The organism is Kribbella pittospori (assembly GCF_004331465.1).
Taxonomy (GTDB): domain Bacteria; phylum Actinomycetota; class Actinomycetes; order Propionibacteriales; family Kribbellaceae; genus Kribbella; species Kribbella pittospori.
Window position 1 is genome coordinate 1,096,991 of record NZ_SJKB01000001.1, and the last position, 17,070, is coordinate 1,114,060.

Annotated in this window: 16 protein-coding genes; 12 read left to right on the forward strand and 4 right to left on the reverse strand. The window is 69.6% G+C overall.

Annotated elements, in window-relative coordinates; all coding sequences use genetic code 11:
• The first annotated feature begins 47 nt into the window (after positions 1 to 47).
• The 4 genes from E0H73_RS05030 (at position 48) to E0H73_RS05045 (ending at position 4,990) form a co-directional block, all read left to right on the forward strand.
• Positions 48 to 1,358, forward strand: a complete 1,311-nt coding sequence (locus E0H73_RS05030; RefSeq protein ID WP_131351876.1) for a family 43 glycosylhydrolase — start codon at positions 48 to 50, stop codon at positions 1,356 to 1,358.
• Between the two features lie 147 nt (positions 1,359 to 1,505).
• Positions 1,506 to 3,617 (forward strand): alkaline phosphatase family protein, encoded by a 2,112-nt coding sequence (locus E0H73_RS05035; RefSeq protein ID WP_131351879.1) that lies wholly within the window; start codon positions 1,506 to 1,508, stop codon positions 3,615 to 3,617.
• A 3-nt stretch (positions 3,618 to 3,620) separates the two neighbouring features.
• Positions 3,621 to 4,385: an MBL fold metallo-hydrolase gene (locus tag E0H73_RS05040; protein WP_131351882.1), complete on the forward strand. Its 765-nt coding sequence runs from the start codon at positions 3,621 to 3,623 to the stop codon at positions 4,383 to 4,385.
• Positions 4,382 to 4,990, forward strand: coding sequence for a DedA family protein (locus E0H73_RS05045; protein WP_131351885.1), 609 nt, complete (start codon positions 4,382 to 4,384; stop codon positions 4,988 to 4,990). Before E0H73_RS05040 ends, E0H73_RS05045 begins: the two co-directional genes overlap by 4 nt.
• Here E0H73_RS05045 and E0H73_RS05050 read toward each other — a convergent pair.
• Entirely contained in the window at positions 4,976 to 5,617 is a 642-nt protein-coding gene (locus E0H73_RS05050) for a TIGR03085 family metal-binding protein (protein ID WP_131351888.1), read from the reverse strand. The genes E0H73_RS05045 and E0H73_RS05050 overlap by 15 nt on opposite strands.
• A gap of 162 nt (positions 5,618 to 5,779) precedes the next feature.
• Between E0H73_RS05050 and E0H73_RS05055 the strand changes: the two genes are divergently transcribed.
• Together E0H73_RS05055 and E0H73_RS05060 are read left to right on the forward strand one after the other, a co-directional pair.
• The gene (locus tag E0H73_RS05055) at positions 5,780 to 7,630 is read left to right on the forward strand and encodes an ABC transporter ATP-binding protein (protein ID WP_238163806.1); all 1,851 of its coding nucleotides are present in this window, start codon (positions 5,780 to 5,782) and stop codon (positions 7,628 to 7,630) included.
• Positions 7,627 to 9,423 (forward strand): ABC transporter ATP-binding protein, encoded by a 1,797-nt coding sequence (locus E0H73_RS05060; RefSeq protein WP_131351894.1) that lies wholly within the window; start codon positions 7,627 to 7,629, stop codon positions 9,421 to 9,423. Before E0H73_RS05055 ends, E0H73_RS05060 begins: the two co-directional genes overlap by 4 nt.
• A gap of 65 nt (positions 9,424 to 9,488) precedes the next feature.
• Here E0H73_RS05060 and E0H73_RS05065 read toward each other — a convergent pair whose 3' ends face one another.
• Entirely contained in the window at positions 9,489 to 9,809 is a 321-nt protein-coding gene (locus E0H73_RS05065) for a Fe-S cluster assembly protein HesB (protein ID WP_131351896.1), read from the reverse strand.
• Between the two features lie 395 nt (positions 9,810 to 10,204).
• Positions 10,205 to 11,221, reverse strand: coding sequence for a hypothetical protein (locus tag E0H73_RS45745; protein ID WP_165555487.1), 1,017 nt, complete (start codon positions 11,219 to 11,221; stop codon positions 10,205 to 10,207).
• Positions 11,222 to 11,405: 184 nt separating this feature from the next.
• Between E0H73_RS45745 and E0H73_RS05075 the strand changes: the two genes are divergently transcribed.
• Entirely contained in the window at positions 11,406 to 12,272 is an 867-nt protein-coding gene (locus tag E0H73_RS05075) for a GNAT family N-acetyltransferase (RefSeq protein WP_131351903.1), read from the forward strand.
• Between the two features lie 30 nt (positions 12,273 to 12,302).
• Here the strand turns inward: E0H73_RS05075 and E0H73_RS05080 are convergent, their stop codons facing one another.
• A complete protein-coding gene (locus tag E0H73_RS05080) occupies positions 12,303 to 13,415 on the reverse strand; it encodes a dipeptidase (RefSeq protein ID WP_131351906.1) in 1,113 nt (370 codons plus the stop codon).
• A 64-nt stretch (positions 13,416 to 13,479) separates the two neighbouring features.
• On the opposite strand from E0H73_RS05080, the gene hisI reads away from it, so the two are divergent.
• Genes hisI through trpC form a run of 5 tightly spaced genes read left to right on the forward strand, consistent with a single transcriptional unit; the run spans position 13,480 to position 17,000 of the window.
• The gene (hisI, locus tag E0H73_RS05085; RefSeq protein WP_131351909.1) at positions 13,480 to 13,809 is read left to right on the forward strand and encodes a phosphoribosyl-AMP cyclohydrolase; all 330 of its coding nucleotides are present in this window, start codon (positions 13,480 to 13,482) and stop codon (positions 13,807 to 13,809) included.
• Complete coding sequence (locus E0H73_RS05090) at positions 13,806 to 15,338, forward strand: anthranilate synthase component I (RefSeq protein WP_238163807.1); 1,533 nt, start codon at positions 13,806 to 13,808, stop codon at positions 15,336 to 15,338. Before hisI ends, E0H73_RS05090 begins: the two co-directional genes overlap by 4 nt.
• Positions 15,338 to 15,868 carry a Trp biosynthesis-associated membrane protein gene (locus E0H73_RS05095; RefSeq protein WP_131351912.1) on the forward strand — a complete coding sequence of 177 codons (531 nt, stop codon included), beginning with the start codon at positions 15,338 to 15,340 and terminating at the stop codon, positions 15,866 to 15,868. The genes E0H73_RS05090 and E0H73_RS05095 overlap by 1 nt, the downstream gene beginning before the upstream one ends.
• Before the next feature lie 56 nt (positions 15,869 to 15,924).
• On the forward strand, positions 15,925 to 16,179 hold the full coding sequence (locus E0H73_RS05100; protein WP_131351915.1) for an HGxxPAAW family protein: 255 nt from the start codon (positions 15,925 to 15,927) through the stop codon (positions 16,177 to 16,179).
• Positions 16,180 to 16,190: 11 nt separating this feature from the next.
• Positions 16,191 to 17,000, forward strand: coding sequence for an indole-3-glycerol phosphate synthase TrpC (gene trpC / locus E0H73_RS05105; protein WP_131351918.1), 810 nt, complete (start codon positions 16,191 to 16,193; stop codon positions 16,998 to 17,000).
• The last annotated feature ends 70 nt before the right edge of the window (positions 17,001 to 17,070 follow it).

Genomic DNA, 17,070 nt, shown 5'->3' on the forward strand with positions numbered 1-17,070 from the left:
GATGGAAAACTGCTCCGCACAGGTACCGCCCCACCTGAGGAGCACTGATGTTCCAACGACTTCTGGTGGCCGCGCTGGCCGCACTCAGCCTGGCCGCTGTTCTCTCGGCGCCCGTGCAGGCCGTGCCCCAACGAACCGCCGCGGCGGTGTTCCCGGCCGAGATCATCGGCGAGGACTTCCCGGATCCGGACGCCTTCGAGCAGAACGGCACGTGGTACGCGTACTCGACCAACAACGGTCGGGGGCATGTGCCGGTGGCCAGTGCGCCGAGCGCGAGCGGGCCATGGACCATCCGCGGCGACGCCATGCCGGGCGGCCCGTCCGCGGGCTGGGCGCAATCGGGCCGCACCTGGGCGCCGGACGTGTACGCGAACCCGGACGGCACCTACACGCTGACTTACACGGCCTGGCACAAGGCATCCGGCCGGCAGTGCATCGGCGTCGCGACCGCGACCTCACCGCTCGGCCCGTTCAACCCGGTTGGCAGTGCGCCGCTGATCTGCCCGCTCGAACTCGGCGGCGCGATCGACGCGAACACCTTCGTCGCCAACGACGGCACGCGCTACCTGGTCTGGAAGAACGACGGCAACGCGATCGGGCAACCGTCGACGCTCTGGCTCACCCGGACGGCGAACAACGGTACGACGCTCGCCGGCGGGAACGCCGCGCTGCTGACGTCCAGCGGGATCATCGAGGCGCCGGACCTGGTCCAGCGTGGCAGCCAGTACGTGCTGTTCTTCTCCGGTGGCGGCTACACCGACTGCAACTACCTCACGTCGTACGCGACGTCGCCCAGCCTGAACGGCCCCTGGACCACCGCGTTCCGCCCGCTGATGACGACCGCGACCTTCGACAACCACATCTGCGGGCCGGGTGGCGCGGACTTCCTCGGGGACAAGGTCTTCGTGCACGGCTGGGTGAACGGATCGCGGCACCTGTACGTCGCCGACGTCGGCTGGGCGAACGACTACCCAGTCGTCCGGGGTAGCCGGGTCCGGTACGAGGCTGAGCGCGGGACGCTGAACCACTGCCAGGTCCGCGCGAACGCCGCCGGCGCCTCGGACGGCAAGGTGGTCGCGTACATCGACTTCGCCGACTCCTGGGTGGAGAACTCGGTGTTCGCACCGGTCGCGGGCGGTTACACCCTGCACGTCGGCTACGCGAACGGCTCGGGTGCCACCGCCAGCCACGGTCTGGTTGTCAATGGCAACAACCAGGGCTCGGTCAGTTACCCGGTCACCGGCTGGGACAACTGGCAGCAGAGTTCGGTCCAGGTCACGCTCAACGCGGGCTGGAACACGATCCGCCTGACCAAGGGCGACCTCTACACCGAAGTCGACTATCTCGAGCTTCAGTAAGCTGCCGGCTCAGGGAATCACCCGGCGATACCCCGGGTCCGACCCGGGAACCACCCGTCCAGGGCGTGGCGCGGTGCAACTGTGCTGCAGCATGCCTCGTACCCTCGGTACAGCACAGCAGGACGGACGGGGAGCACGAAGGCGGCAATGGCGAAACCACCTGAGCAGGTCTCGGATCGGCGGCGGCGACGGCCGTTCTGGCTCGACCTGCGCCGTACCGGCCGGGGACTCCAGGCGATGCTGCTGGGCGGGCTCCTGTCGCTGATCTCGCTGATCATCACGTTCTGGACGTTGCCGCAGATCAGCAGTGACGGCCGGCTGCCGATCCTGCGCCTGGTCGTGCTGCTCGCGCTCTTCAGCATCCTGATGCGCTGGGTGCTGGCCGGGGTCGCGATCCTGATCGGGTCGATCGGCGTACTGGTCGGCGGGTTGCTCTCGCAGTTCGGCGTCGTCTACCTCGGCATCACGGTCGACCCCGGCGTGACCCTGCACGGCGGTGTGGGGGCTCCGCTGCTGGTCGCGGTCGTGATGGCGTCGGTCAGCGCCTTCGTCGGTTGGGTCGCGTACGCCGGGAGTGACGACGCGTACGTCGCCGAGGTGATGCGGGTCGTGCACCGGAGGGCCCGGAAGATCCAGGCGGCACCGAAGACCGGGATGCTGATCATCCAGATCGACGGGCTGTCCGCGCCGCTGCTGAACTGGATGGTCCTGGCCGGCAACTTGCCCAACCTCGGCGGCTGGATCCGGGACGGCAAGCACTCGATGGTCGGCTGGCACACCGGCGTACCGGCGACGACTCCGGCCAGCCAGGCCGGCATCCTGCACGGCGGCTCGAGGCACATCCCGGCGTTCCGGTGGTACGAGAAGGAAACCGGCCGGGTGATGGTGACCAACCGGGGCCGGGACGCGGCCGAGATCGAGACCCGGATGTCGACCGGGCGCGGCCTGCTCGCCGACGGCGGCGTCAGCATCAGCAACAACTGGTCCGGGGACGCGGACAAGTGCGAGCTCGTCTTCAGCCGGGCCGCGCTGCCGAACAGCCGCAGCCGGGGCTACGTGCGGTTCTTCTCCAGCCCGCAGGGCGCCGCGCGTGGACTGATCCTGTGCTTCGCGGAGATCTTCAAGGAGCTGCACCAGGCCCGGCGCCAGCGGGTTCGCCACCTGGTCCCGCGGGTCAAGCGCGGTGGCGCCTACATCTTCCTGCGCGCGATCACGAACGTCCTGCTGCGCGACCTGAATGTCTCGCTGATCACCGACGAGTTGGTCAAGGGCACCCCGGCGATCTACTGCGACTTCGTCGACTACGACGAGGTCGCGCACCACGCCGGGCCGACCCGGGCGGAGTCCCTGCAGACGCTGGAGGGCCTGGACCGGGTCCTCGGTGCGCTGCAGCGGATCATCGACATCCTGCCGCACTCGTACGAGATCGTCGTCCTGTCCGACCACGGCCAGAGCCAGGGCTCGACCTTCCTGCAGCGGTACGGCCGGACCCTGACCGAGGTCGTCGACGATCTGGTCGACACCACCAAGGAGCCGGTCGCGGCCGTCGGCAAGGCCGAGGGCTGGGGACCGGTGAACGCGTTCCTGACCGAGCTGAGCCTGCGCCGGAGCGTGGCTGGTTCGGTCACCCGGAAGGCGCTGCACGGCAAGGCGTCGCGCGGCGAGGTGGAGCTCGGTCCGAAGGACTGCGAGCCGCCGGTCGCCGCCGACGAGCAGATGGTCGTCACGGCGTCGGGCAACCTGGCGCTGCTCTACCTCGCCACGACGCCCGGCCGGGTGCCGCTCGAGGAGATCGAGCTGCTCCACCCCAAGCTGATCCCCGGTCTGGCCACGCACCCCGGCATCGGCTTCGTGGTGGTCGACTCACTGGCCGAGGGGCCGGTGGCGATCGGCGGTGCGGGTGTTCACGTCCTGCGGACCGGCCGGATCGAAGGCACCGACCCGCTGACGCCGTACGGCGAGCGCGCGGCGGCGTCGCTGCTCTGGCAGGCGGAGATGCCGCACAACGGGGACATCGTCGTGATCAGCCGGCTGGACGACTACACGCACGAGGTGGCGGCGTTCGAGGAGCTGGTCGGGTGCCACGGCGGCATCGGCGGCTGGCAGACCGACGCCGTCCTGGTGCACCCGAGTCGTTGGGTGCTGACTGAGCCTCCCGTAGGCTCCGACGCGGTCCACAGACTGCTGATCAGCTGGCTGGAGCTCCTGGGCCATCGCAAGGACCTGGACAAGCGGGTCGAGACGAGTGTGGAGGCCTGACGCGTGCGGATCACCTGGTGGGGGCACGCCACGACCACTATCGAGGCGGACGGCACGCGGGTCCTGACCGACCCCGTCCTGACCTCGCGCATCGCTCATCTGCGCCGCCGCCGCGGACCGGCCCCGCTGCCCGAGGCGAACCGCTGTGACGCCGTACTCGTGTCGCACATGCACTCCGACCACCTGCACTTGCCATCGCTGGCGCTGGTCTCGCCGGACGCCGCGCTGGTCGTACCGCGGGGATCGGCGAAGCTGATCCACCAGGACCAGGGCGCAGCGCTGTCGGACCGCTGTATCGAGGTCGCCCCGGGCAACCAGGTGCGGATCGGGTCCCTCGACATCACTGCGGTGACTGCTCACCACGACGGCCGCCGGCTGCCATGGTCGTCGTACGCCGGACCTGCTCTCGGCTACCGCGTGGAGACGTCGCCGAGTGTCTGGTTCGCCGGCGACACCGATCTGTTCGACGGTCTGGCCGCGGAGGTGGGTCCCGTCGATGTGGCCGTGGTGCCTGTCGGCGGCTGGGGGCCATCGCTCGGTGAAGGTCACCTGGATCCGGTCCGGGCGGCGGAAGCGGTTCAGCGGGTCGGGGCCACGACGGCAGTGCCGGTGCATTTCGGGACGTTCTGGCCGATCGGGTGCGACTGGCTGAAGCCCGAGCTGTTCCTGCCACCGGGGGACAGGTTCAAGGCCGCGATGACCGAGCTGGAACCCGCGGTGAACGTCGAGCTTTTGGTCCCTGGCGAGTCGGCCGAGGTGCGCGGATGAGCGGCGACACGCGCTTCGACCTCTGGTACCTGTTCGCACTCGCGGGAGCGGTTCTCATCGGAGCGGTCCTGCCGGTGCTGCCGACCGGCGCGGCCGTCTCGGCCGGTGCCGTCCTGGCCTCGCACAGCAATCCGATCGGGCTGGTCGGCGTCCTGATCGCCGGTGCGGCCGGCGCGTACGTCGGCGACCTGATCGTGTACGCCGGTTGCCGGTTCGGCGGCGAGCGGCTGGCCAAACGCATCGGCTGGCTGCGCGACAACGCGTCGCTGGATGCACTGCGCGACCGCCTGGCCGACCACGAGATAGGTGTCCTGCTGACGTCGCGGCTCATCCCGGGCGGCCGGGTTCCGGTGCTGCTCGCGGCCGGTCTCGCCGGGTACCGCTGGGAGCGGTTCGCGGTCGTGGACCTGGCCGCGTCCTCGCTCTGGGCGGCGGTCTACATGGCGATCGGACTCCTCGGCTTCGCCCTGTTCGACAAGCCGTGGCAGGGCGTGCTGGCCGCGATCGTGCTCGTCGTACTGACCACCGTGCTCAGCAGTCTGGTCCAGCGCGCGCGTCGCCGGCACGCGGCGAAGGCAGATGCCGCGAAGTCAGACGCCGAATGACGCGCTGCGGAGCCGCTCGACCGTCTCCGCCTCGCCCTCGAGTTGAACGTCGGCCACCTGCTGACGGCCCATGCAGAACAGCACCAGCTCGGCCGGCTCGCCGGTCACCGTCACGGACCCGCGCTCGGTGGGTCGCTTCGCGACGGACGTCGTACCGTCGGGGCGTTTGAGCACCACACCACTCGGGGCCTTCCGGAGGAACGACTTCGCGCCGAGCCGGACACCCTTCCACAGGCCCTCCTGCTGCTCGGCCGGCAGCGTGCGGACCTCGTACGACGGCTGGGCCCGGCGGACGTCCTCGTGGTGCACGAAGTACTCGGTGGTGTTGAGCTGGTGCCCGAGCTTCGGGAAGGCGTAGATCGAGGCCCGGGGCGGTCCGTTGCGGACCTTGCCGACGACCTCGGCGAAGCTGTAGCGCCCCTTCGCCCGCGCCATCCGCCGCGCGGTGGTGTCCGACAACGCCGGAATCATGATGCCGGGCCCGGCCATCGGATCGGCCTCCCGGACATACAGATGCACGGCGAGGTCGTAGGTCGTCCAGCCTTCGCAGAGCGTCGGCTGATCAGGCCCCAGCTCATCGAACAGATCACACAGAGCAAGTCTCTCTACCCGGCTGTAGTCGGTCACGAATCCGATCCTAACTTCAACAACTACTTGCTTCTTCTCCTCCGCTGCACAGGCGACCTGAGGAAGAAAAAGAAACAGGAAGGGGCGCAGGGAATGGCAGAATGTCATTCGTTGTCATGTTTGTGCTTGGTGTTCGCACCTGACTGCCCCTTGGAGAGTGTCTTGCAGCCGAAAGTCCCCGACAAGGGAAGCGTCACCCGGCGGGGGCTCGCCGTTCTGCGGGTCGCGATCTGGGAAGAGCCGTGGATCTTCGCCTTTTCCGTGGTCGCCGCCATGCTCTACGGAGCGATGACCGTGGCCGGCGGCTGGGCGCTGGGCTGGGCGACCGATCACGTGCTCCGGCCCGCGTTCGAGAGTGGTCACACCACCTTCGGCGCGATCGCCTCCCTGATCGGGTTGTTCATCGGGATCGCGATCCTGAACGCGATCGGCGTGGTCGGGCGGCGGCTCGGGGCCGGCGTGATGCAGTTCCGGCTGCAGGCGACGTACCGCCGCCGGGTCACCCGGCAGTACCTGAAGCTTCCGCTCGAGTGGCACCACCAGCACTCGACCGGCATGTTGCTGTCGAACGCCAACGCGGACGTGGAGTCGACCTGGTTCGTGATCGCTCCGCTGCCGATGGCGATCGGCGTGCTGGCGATGCTGGCGTTCGCGACCGTGGCGATGTTCGCGGCCGATCCGTGGCTCGCGCTCGTCGGCTGTCTGGTGTTCCCGCTGGTGTTCGTGGCGAACGTGATCTTCCAGCGCTACCTCCAGCCGCTCGCCACCCGGGCGCAGCAGCTGCGCGCTGACGTCTCCGAGGTCGCGCACGAGTCGTTCGACGGCGCGCTGGTGGTGAAGACGCTGGGCCGCGAGGCCGCCGAGACCGAGCGCTTCCGGGAACCGACGTACCAGCTCCGGGACGCGAACATCGCGGTGAACAAGGCGCGCGGATTGTTCGACCCGGTGATCGACGGCCTGCCGCGGCTGGGTGTGCTCGCCGTACTGCTGGTCGGCGTCGCCCGGGTGCGGTCGGGCGGGGCGGACGCGGGTGACGTGGTTCAGGTGGCGTTCCTGTTCACGCTGATCGGCTTCCCGATCCGCGCGCTCGGCTGGGTGCTCGGCGAATTGCCGCGGTCGGTCGTCGGCTGGGACCGGATCCAGCGGGTGCTGACCGCCGAGGGCGGGATGGAGTACGGCGAGGCGCGATTGACCTCGACGAAGGCGGCCCGGTTGCAGGTGGCCGGCGTACGGTTCGGGTACTTGCCGGACCGCGACGTACTCGCTGGAGTGGACTTCACCCTCGCCCCCGGACGGACCGTCGCGATGGTCGGGCCGACGGGCGCCGGGAAGTCGACGATGACCACGCTGCTGATGCGGCTGGTCGATCCGGAGCAGGGCGCGGTCAAGGTCGACGGGGTCGACCTGCGGGATCTGGCCCGGGACGAGCTGGCCGGCTCGGTCGCGCTGGTGGCGCAGACCGCGTTCCTGTTCGACGACACGATCCGCGGCAACATCACGCTCGGCGGCGACTACAGCGACGAGGACGTCTGGGACGCGCTGCGGATCGCCCAGGGTGACGGCTTCGTGAAGCAGTTGTCGGACGGCCTGGACACCAAGGTCGGCGAGCGCGGTACGACGCTGTCCGGCGGCCAGCGGCAACGCATCGCGCTAGCCCGCGCGCTGGTACGGCGTCCTCGCCTGCTGATCCTGGACGACGCGACCAGTGCGGTCGACCCCCAGGTCGAGGCACGGATCCTGGCCGGGCTGCGGTCCGCCGTACAGGACGCCGCCGCGGCGACGACCGTGCTGGTGATCGCGTACCGCAAGGCGACGATCTCGCTCGCGGACGAGGTGCTGTTCCTCGACGAGGGCCGGATCGCGGCGCAGGGCACGCACACCGAACTGCAGGAGACGTCGGCCGCCTACCGGGATCTGGTCGACGCCTACGAGAAGGACGCGGAGCGCCGCCAGGAAGAGGCGGATCTGGCCGCGGAGATCGACGATCTGGACTCGGAAGGAGCATCCGCGTGAGTGCGGCAGAAGCCAGCCGGTTGGACCATGGCGATGACGCCGGTGGTCTCGAGACCCTGCGGCAAGGGCTGAAGGTGTCGCCCGAGCTGGCGAACGGGTGGTGGGTCACCGGGATCCTCGCGCTGACCATGACCGCTGGGCGGATCGTCGTACCGATCGCGGTGCAGCAGACGATCGACAAGGGTCTGTCCGGTCCGGGCGGAGCGGACCTGTCGTACGTCGCTTGGATGTGCGTGGTCTGTACGCTCGGCATTCTCGTCACCGCTGGAGCGTCGTACCTGACGACTGTGCGGCTCGCGATCAACTCCGAGCACGGGCTGGCGACGATGCGGATCAAGGCGTTCCGCCATGTGCACGACCTGCCGGTGCTGACCCAGAGCACCGAGCGGCGTGGTGCACTGGTCAGCCGGGTCACGTCGGATGTGGACACGGTGTCGCAGTTCCTGCAGTTCGGCGGGTTCATCTTTCTGGTCAGCATCGGGCAGATGCTGCTCGCGACCGTGGTGATGTTCGTCTACTCCTGGCAGCTCGCGTTGGTGGTGCTGCTGTGCTTCATCCCGCTGTTCGCCAGCCTGAAGTACCTGCAGCGGGCGATGTCGAAGGCGTACGGCATCGTCCGGGCGAAGGTCGGAGAGATGCTGTCCGCGGTCGCCGAGCCGGTGGTCGGCGCGCAGGTGGTCCGCGCGTACGCGATCGAGAAGCGGACGCAGGACCGGATCGACACCTCGATCGAGGACTACCGGCGGCAGGCGACGAAGGCTCAGGCGCTCACGGGTGTGACGTTCTCGATCGGTGGCCTGGCGGCGGGTCTGGCCAACGCCGGTGTGCTGTCGGTCGGTGTGCTGCTGGGGGTGGACAAGCAAGCGACGCTGGGGGAGCTCCTCGCGTTCATGTTCCTGGTCGCGCTGTTCTCCGACCCGGTGCAGATCGCGACGCAGGTGCTGACGGACGCACAGAGTGCGTTCGCCGGGTGGCGGCGGGTGCTCGGAGTGATCGCGACCCCGGCCGACGTGGTCGACCCAGGGGAGTCGGGGGTGAAGCAGCCGCGCGGGCCGATCACGGTCGAGTTCGCGGACGTGGACTTCGCCTATCCGGAGGGCGAGTTGGTACTGCGGGATGTCGGCGTACGGATCGAGCCGCATCGGCGGGTCGCGGTGGTCGGCGAGACCGGGTCGGGGAAGACGACGTTCGCGAAGCTGCTGACCCGGTTGATGGACCCGACCTCGGGGTCCGTGCTGCTGGACGACGTGGATGCGCGGGAGATCTCGTTCGAGTCGCTGCGCGAGCGGGTCGTGATGGTGCCGCAGGACGGCTACCTGTTCGACGCGTCGCTGGCCGAGAACGTGCGGTTCGGGCGGCCGGAGGTGACCGACGCGGAGTTGCTGACGGCGTTCGAGTCGCTCGGCCTGACGGACTGGCTGGAGTCGCTGCCGGACGGCCTGGATTCGCCGGTCGGGCAGCGTGGTGAGTCGCTGTCCGCGGGTGAGCGTCAGCTGGTCGCGCTGGTGCGGGCGAACATCGCGGACCCCGACCTGCTGGTGCTCGACGAGGCGACCTCAGCGGTCGACCCCGGCACCGAGGTCCGGGTCAACGCGGCGTTGGAGCGGCTGATGGCCGGGCGTACGTCGGTCACCATCGCGCACCGATTGTCGACCGCGGAGGCGGCCGACGAGGTGCTGGTCTTCGACAACGGGGAGATCGTGGAGCGCGGCGCGCACGCGGAGCTGGTCGGCGCCGGCGGGGTGTACGAGCGGCTGCACGACAGCTGGATCGCGCAGCGCAGCGTGGCCTGACCGCTGGACGGAGGGATGGAGCCGGGACCCGGGAGGATGGGTCCCGGCCGCACCCACGGTCATGCTCAGGAAGTCGGGGCCGCACCGTTCTGCTGGCCGGCGCCCGGCTGCGGCACCAGCAGGAACTCGACACCGCCCTTGTCGTCGACCGCTGCGTCCAGGATCTTGTCGTCCAGGGCGTTCGCGGCGTTCTGCTCCAGGAACACGCGTGCTCCGGCCTCCTCCACCACCTGGTCACCGGGCCGCGGCGCCTCGGTCGTCGTCACCGCGAGCGCCGGATCCGCGGGGTTCTCCTGCGAGATCCGCACCCCGGCCCCTTCCGGCGCGCCCTCGACCCCCGTGATGCTCTTGATCACCAGAGTCGCGTTCTCAGTCAGGGTAAGCACAGCCCACTCCATCCGTTGGTTTCACTGAGCCCGCCCCGTGCCCGATCCCCCATAACCCAAACCCCACCGCTGTCACTCCCCACCTTGAGCACCCACCACCCACAAATCCGCGGCGTACGTGGCCGAACCGTGCTCAAAGTCCCGCGCCAACCCACCAACCGCGACCTTGAGCACCCACCAGCCACGATTCCGCGGCGTACGTGGTCGAGCGGTGCCCAAAGTCCGCGCGCCGATCCACCAACCGCGACCTTGAGCACCCACCAGCCACGATTCCGCGGCGTACGTGGTCGAGCGGTGCCCAAAGTCCGCGCGCCAACCCACCAACCGCGACCTTGAGCACGCACCAGCCACGATTCCGCGGCGTACGTGGTCGAACTGTGCCCAAAGTCGGTGGGTTACGCGGCGTGGGAGGAGGGCGGGGTGGTGGAGTGTGGGGCGCGCCAGGTGGGCGGTTCGCCGGGGCGGGTTTCGCCGCGGTGGAAGGCTGCCCGGAGTCGGGCGAACAGGTCTGACCTGGGGTCGACCGCATCTTCCCAGCCGAAGTGGACGAGTTCGATACCCCGGTCGCTCAGCCGCTGGTCGCGTCGATGGCTCCGGCGCAGGAGGCGTCGGCGTTCTGCGGCGCTGGCTGCCTCGTACTTCGCGAGCCCATCAGCTTCTGCCACCGTCCGGTACGTCGGCCACCAGAAGTCGACCCGCTCGGGCATCCAGACCACACCGTCGAAGAACTGGGCCTGGAGGATGGGTGCGGGCAGCCCCGCGGTGGCGAACGCGGCGCGCACGATCGACTCCAGCGCCGACTCCGACCTCGGATCGCCGAAGCCGATCGAGGCGCGCGCCCTCCCGATCCCGGGCCAACGATGCTGACGTTCGACGACGGCTTCGAGCTCGGCTCGCGTCGTACCGATCGCCAAGGCATGATCGACGCTGACGATCGCCTCCCGAAGCGGCAGTTCCCGGGCGAGGTCGACGACTGTTCTGGCCACGCTCGTGACCGGCAGGCCCTGGTTTCGCGACAGATCGGCAGTTGTCAGCCCGGCACGTCGTACGACGATGTCCCGGCGGCGCTGGTTACGTTTGGCTACGGGCGGTCTGGTCAGCCACACGGCTTGCTCTGGCGGGCTGGAACGCCGCGCGGCGTCAACCCAGGTCCGTACGCCGGCCAGTCGCGCCGCGCTGAAGTGGCTGACGACCGAGCCCGGATACGCGGCCTGAGCACAGATGATCCTCGCGGTCTCCGGGTCGACGGCTGCGTCGAGATAGTGCCCGTGGTGGTGTTGCAGATGGCGGTTCCGGAGCAGACGGCGGAGGTCGCCATCGCTGAGCCCGAGCCCCAGCAGCATCGCTCGGCGCTGAGTCGTCAGCCGAGTCGCCCCCAGCCGCTCACGCACCGCGTCCCCGAGTCGATCCACCGACCCAGCCTGCACCGCCGTACCCCCATGCCGCACTCCACCTCTAGCTCGTCTGTGGACAACCACCTCACTTTGTGCACGGGGTGGCCGTATTTCGGGGCGGATTGTGGTTGGTGGGTGCTCAAAGTGGGGTCGGCGGAAACCCGGGTGCGGAGTGTCGGTGGGGTGGTGTGTGATCGGGGGTATGGCGATTGTGTTGGGGACACCGGCGATTGATGAGCTGGGCAACGTTGTGCGGGCGCTCCGGGAGTGGCAGGACGATGCGGCTCCGATCCAGCTGCATCCGGGGGATCTCGGGTGGTTCTGGCGGTTCGGGGTGGAGCGGACGGCAGCGGCCACCAGGACGTGGAGCCGTGACGGCGAGGTCGTCGCGGCCGGGATGCTCGACGAGCCGGAGCTGATCCGCCTGGCGATCAGGCCGGACCTGCAGCACGACGAGGAGCTCGCCCAGCAGTTGGCCGAGGACGTCTCCGCGCCGGAGCGCGATGTCCTGATCGAGGGCAAGGTGTACGTCGAGGCTCCGATGGGCTCGCTCGTCCAGGACCTGCTGTTCAAGGACGGGTGGATGACGGACGACCCGTGGGTGCCGTTGCGTCGCGATCTGAGCGAGCCGGTGCCGGATCCCGGTCTCCGCGTCGACGTGATCGGGGCCGAGGAGGCGCATGAGCGGACGGCCGTGCAGCGGGCGTCGTTCGACGGATCGACGTTCACCGACGCGCGCTGGCACGCGATGGCCGACGGCGTGCCGTACGCCGACGCGCGCTGCCTGGTGGGGCGCAACGAGATCGGTGAGTCCGTGGCGGCCGTCACCGTGTGGTCGGCCGGGGAGGGCAGGCCCGGGCTGCTCGAGCCGATGGGCGTGCACCGGCTGCATCGCGGCCGCGGCTACGGCCAGGCCATCACGGTTGCGGCGGCGCGAGCCCTGCAGGAGATGGGCTCGTCCAGCGCGATCGTGTGCACGCCCGGCTTCAACGTCGGAGCCGTTGCCACCTACAAGGCGGCCGGCTTCGAGCAGTTGCCGGACAAGCGCGACCTGTACCGCAACGACTAGGCGGCCGCAACGACTAGGCGGCCACGAGGACTAGGCGGCCGCGTCGTCGGCGGCCCGGAGTACGCGGAGGATGTTGCCCCCGGCAAGTTTTGCCAGCTCGTCGTCGCTCCAGCCACGATCGGCCAGGGCCGTGAACAGCGCCGGGTACGACGACACGTCCGGGAGCTCGACCGGGAACTCCGGGCACCCGTCGTAGTCGCCGCCGACGCCGATGTGGTCGACTCCGGCCACCTCGCGCACATGCTCGACGTGCTCGACCACATCGGCCAGCGTGGCGAGCGGCTTCGGCTTGCCGTAGATCTCCGCCAGCCGCTTCCGGGTGTCCGGTTCGTTCGGGTCCAGGCCCTGCTTCTCCGCCGCCTCACGAGCGCTGGCGACCCAGTCGACGTACGCCTGGGAGACGAAGTACGGAACGAAGGTGACCATGCAGACGCCGTCGTTGCGGGCGAGCGTCTCGAGTACGTCGTCCGGTGCGTTCCGCGGTACGTCGCAGACCGCCCGGGACGAGGAGTGACTGAAGATCACCGGTGCGCTGGTCACCCGCAGTGCGTGCCGCATGGTGTCCGCGGAGACGTGCGACAGGTCGACCAGCATGCCGATCCGGTTCATCTCCCGGACGACCTCCTCGCCGAAGTCGTTCAGCCCGCCGAGCACGGGCTCGTCGGTCGCGGAGTCGGCCCAGGACACGTTGTTGTTGTGGGTCAGCGTCATGTACCGGACGCCGAGCTCCCGCATCACCCGCAGTACGCCGAGGGACTCGCCGATCGAGTGGCCGCCCTCCATCCCCATCAGTGAGGCGACCCGGCCGGCCTTGATCGCCGCGTCCACGTCGGCGGCGGTCGACGCCAGCTGCAAGGCGTCGGGGAACCGCTCCACCAGCCGGAGCACGAAGTCGAGCTGCTCGAACGTCCGCCGGACGGAGTGCTCGTCCTGAGGAACCCACAGCGACCAGAACTGCGCGCCGACCTGTCCCTCTCGCAGCCGCGGCAGATCCGTGTGCAGCTGCGGCACCGAGCCGCTCAGGTCGTGCGCGTCGAGGTCGTAGTCGCACAACTCGTGGAACGCGATCGGCAGGTCGTTGTGCCCGTCGATCACCGGCTGCGCCGTCAGGACGTCCCGGACCCTCGCCTCACTCGATGTCATCTCGCCATCCTGACAGATTCTGCCCGCGGTCAGGCGGCGGCCGTGCATCGGCGACAATGGGTCGGTGAGCATCGACGAGCTGACCTTCGACGCGGCCGGGCTGATCCCGGCAGTGGTGCAGCAATACGACACGCGCGAGGTCCTGATGGTGGGCTGGATGAACGCCGAGGCGGTACGCCGTACCGCGGAGACCGGACGGAGTACGTTCTGGTCCCGCAGCCGGCAGCAGTACTGGGTCAAGGGCGAGACCAGCGGCCATCGCCAGCACGTCAAGCAGATCTTCGTCGACTGCGACGCCGACACCCTGCTGGTGCTGGTCGACCAGGAGGGCCCGGCCTGCCACACCGGCACCCGCAGTTGCTTCGAGCACGGCGAGATCGAGGTCAAGCCGTGAACCAGAGCGTCACCGAGACCACGATCGCGAAGGAAGCCGTGAACAGCCCCAGCCTCGAGACCTTCCGGGAGTACGCCAAGGACCGTCGTGTCATCCCGGTGACGCGCCGGCTGCTCGCGGACGCCGAGACGCCGATCGGTGTCTACGGCAAGCTCGCGGCCGAGCGCGAAGGCACGTTCCTGCTCGAGTCGGCCGAGAACGGCGGGGTCTGGTCCCGCTACTCGTTCATCGGTGTCCGCTCCGCCGCGACCCTGACCGAGCGCGACGGCCAGGCCGTCTGGACCGGCAACCCCCCGGTCGGTCTGCCGGAGACCGGCGACCCGCTGCAGGCCCTGCGCGAGACGCTGGAGATCCTGCACACGCCGCGCCTGCCCGACCTGCCTCCGCTGACCGGCGGCATGGTCGGCTTCCTCGGGTACGACGCCGTCCGCCGGCTGGAGCGGTTGCCGGACACAACGACCGACGATCTCGGCCTGCCCGAGCTGACCTTCCTGTTCGCCACCGACCTGGCCGCGCTCGACCACGAGACCGGCGAGATCTGGCTGATCGCGAACGCGGTCAACTGGGACGACTCCGACGAGCGGGTCGACGAGGCGTACGCGGACGCGGTCCGCCGCCTCGACGCGATGGAGGCCGACCTGGCCCGGCCGACGCCGTCGTACGTCGTCCGCGCGGACCGTGGCGCGCAGCCGGATCCGCACCGGCAGCGGTCCAGCGCCGAGTACCGGGAGGCCGTCGAGCACGCCAAGGAGGAGATCCGGGCCGGCGAGGCGTTCCAGATCGTCGTCTCCCAGCGGTTCGAGCTGCAGAACACCGCGTCCGCGCTGGACGTCTACCGGGTACTGCGCCGGTCGAACCCGAGCCCGTACATGTACCTGGTCCGCCTGGACGGCTTCGACATCGTCGGCTCCAGCCCCGAAGCGCTGGTGAAGGTCACTGAGAACAAGGTGATCCTGCACCCGATCGCCGGCACCCGCCGCCGCGGCGCCACACCGGAGGAGGACCACGCGCTGGAGGAGGAGTTGCGCGCCGACGCCAAGGAGCGCGCCGAGCACCTGATGCTGGTCGACCTGGGCCGCAACGACGTCGGCAAGGTGTGCGCTCCGGGCACGGTCGAGGTGGTCGACTTCATGGACGTCCGCCGGTACAGCCACGTGATGCATCTGGAGTCGACGGTCACCGGTCAGCTGGCGGCCGGGCGGACCGCGTTCGACGCGCTCACCGCCGCGTTCCCGGCCGGAACGTTGTCCGGGGCACCCAAGCCGCGGGCGATGGAGATCATCGACAAGCTCGAGGTGACCCGGCGCGGCGTGTACGGCGGTGTCGTGGGCTACCTGGACTTCGCCGGTGACGCCGACACCGCGATCGCGATCCGGACCGCGGTCCTGCGCGGCACGACGGCGTACGTGCAGGCGGGTGCGGGCATCGTCGCCGATTCCGACCCGGCCGCCGAGGACGCGGAGTGCCGGACCAAGGCGGCCGCGGTGCTGAACGCCATCGCCGTCGCGGGAACTTTCAGTGATGTCTGATGAAGCCGCAGCGACTTGTTGACCTCCTGGCGCTGGTTGGTCTCGTCCTGCTCGGCTTGTCGGCGTACCTGACCTGGTCGTCGGCCGATCCGGGCAGCGGCCGGCCGGTCGTGGACTTCAACGGCTACACCGTCACCAAGGCGCCGGTGACATTGGCGCTGGCGTCGCTGGTCGCGGTCGTTGTCACCAAACTCGCCGGTACGGCGTTACGCCGCGTGCTGGGTGCTCTCGTGCTGCTGCTGGGTGCGGGCGCCATCGGTGTCGCCCTGCAGGTGCGACCAGGCCCGGACGAGCTGGGCAGGATCCGCCCTGAGCTGAGTCAGGCGCTGACCGACCACGTCTCCGTGACCGGAGGTCCGGCTCCGTGGTTCGCCTTGGCCGGGGGAGTGGCGCTGGTCGCGGCGGGCCTGATCACCTTGCTGACAGCGCATCGCTGGCGGCGCGCGACCGCTCGCTACGAGCGTGATCCGGCCGCCACACCGGCCGATCAGTGGAAGGCGATCGACGCAGGGGAGGACCCGACTCTCTGAGCTCGGGGGGCTACCGCCACAATAGGACGGGACGACGACGAGGAGTGGCGCCAACCATGGACAATACGACAGCCGATCAAGCGGTGACGCGGGTGAGCGAGGAGGCTCACGACCTGCACGGCAACAGCCCGGCGGCCTGGACCGCGGTGGCGATCGTGCTGGTCGCGTTCACGCTAGGGGCCATCGCGATGGTGCTCGGCCCGAACTGGCTGCTGTTCTGGATCTCGGTCGCGATCGCCGTACTCGGCGCGCTGACCGGCAAGGTGATGCAACTGCTGGGCTTCGGTGTCCCGGCAGACGGCCACCACTGAGGAGTTGACCGATGACGACGGTGCTTGACGACATTCTCGTGGGGGTTCGGGAAGACCTCGCGGAGCGCCAGGCGCGGGTCAGCCTGGACGATCTCAAACTGGAGGCGCAGCGCAAGCCCGACGCCAAGGACCCGATGCCGGTGTTCCGCGGCGACGGGATCGCGATCATCGCCGAGGTGAAGCGGTCCAGCCCGTCCCGGGGCGAGCTGGCCGAGATCAGCGACCCGGCCGCGCTGGCCGGGGAGTACGAGGGCGGTGGCGCCGCGGCGATCTCGGTGCTGACCGAGAAGCGCCGGTTCAACGGCAGCCTGGACGACCTGCGGGCGGTCCGCGGCCGGGTCGACGTACCGGTGCTGCGCAAGGACTTCGTGATCTCGTCGTACCAGCTCTGGGAGGCCCGCGCGGCCGGCGCCGACATGGTGCTGCTGATCGTCGCGGCGCTGGAGCAGGAGGCGCTGGTCTCGCTGATCGAGCGTGCGCACTCGATCGGGCTGTGCCCGCTGGTCGAGGTGCACGACGAGGAGGAGACCCGGCGTGCGGTGGACGCCGGCGCCCAGCTGATCGGCGTGAACAACCGGAACCTGAAGACCCTCGAGGTCGACCGGGACACCTTCGCCCGGGTCGCGCCGACCATCCCGGCCAACCTGGTCCGGGTGGCGGAGTCCGGGGTCCGCGGTCCGCATGATGTAATCGAGTTCGCGCGCGCCGGGGCCGATGTCGTCCTCGTCGGTGAAACCCTGGTGACCGGCGGCGATCCCCGTGCTTCGGTCGCCGACCTCGTCGCCGCCGGATCGCACCCCGCCATCCAGCAGCGGCATTAGGCCTCTCCTCACGTCGGTCCACACGGCGCGGGGGTGGTGGAAGACGCTCCCCGTGCCTTGGGCCCGGTGT

Excerpts from the sequence above, each read along its gene's own strand:
- E0H73_RS05030 (WP_131351876.1), top strand. The coding sequence starts at position 48 with ATGTTCCAACGACTTCTGGTGGCCGCGCTGGCCGCACTCAGCCTGGCC.
- E0H73_RS05035 (WP_131351879.1), top strand. The coding sequence starts at position 1,506 with ATGGCGAAACCACCTGAGCAGGTCTCGGATCGGCGGCGGCGACGGCCG.
- E0H73_RS05045 (WP_131351885.1), top strand. The coding sequence starts at position 4,382 with ATGAGCGGCGACACGCGCTTCGACCTCTGGTACCTGTTCGCACTCGCG.
- E0H73_RS05075 (WP_131351903.1), top strand. The coding sequence starts at position 11,406 with ATGGCGATTGTGTTGGGGACACCGGCGATTGATGAGCTGGGCAACGTT.
- E0H73_RS05080 (WP_131351906.1), bottom strand. The coding sequence starts at position 13,415 with ATGACATCGAGTGAGGCGAGGGTCCGGGACGTCCTGACGGCGCAGCCG.
- E0H73_RS05095 (WP_131351912.1), top strand. The coding sequence starts at position 15,338 with ATGAAGCCGCAGCGACTTGTTGACCTCCTGGCGCTGGTTGGTCTCGTC.
- E0H73_RS05100 (WP_131351915.1), top strand. The coding sequence starts at position 15,925 with ATGGACAATACGACAGCCGATCAAGCGGTGACGCGGGTGAGCGAGGAG.
- trpC (WP_131351918.1), top strand. The coding sequence starts at position 16,191 with ATGACGACGGTGCTTGACGACATTCTCGTGGGGGTTCGGGAAGACCTC.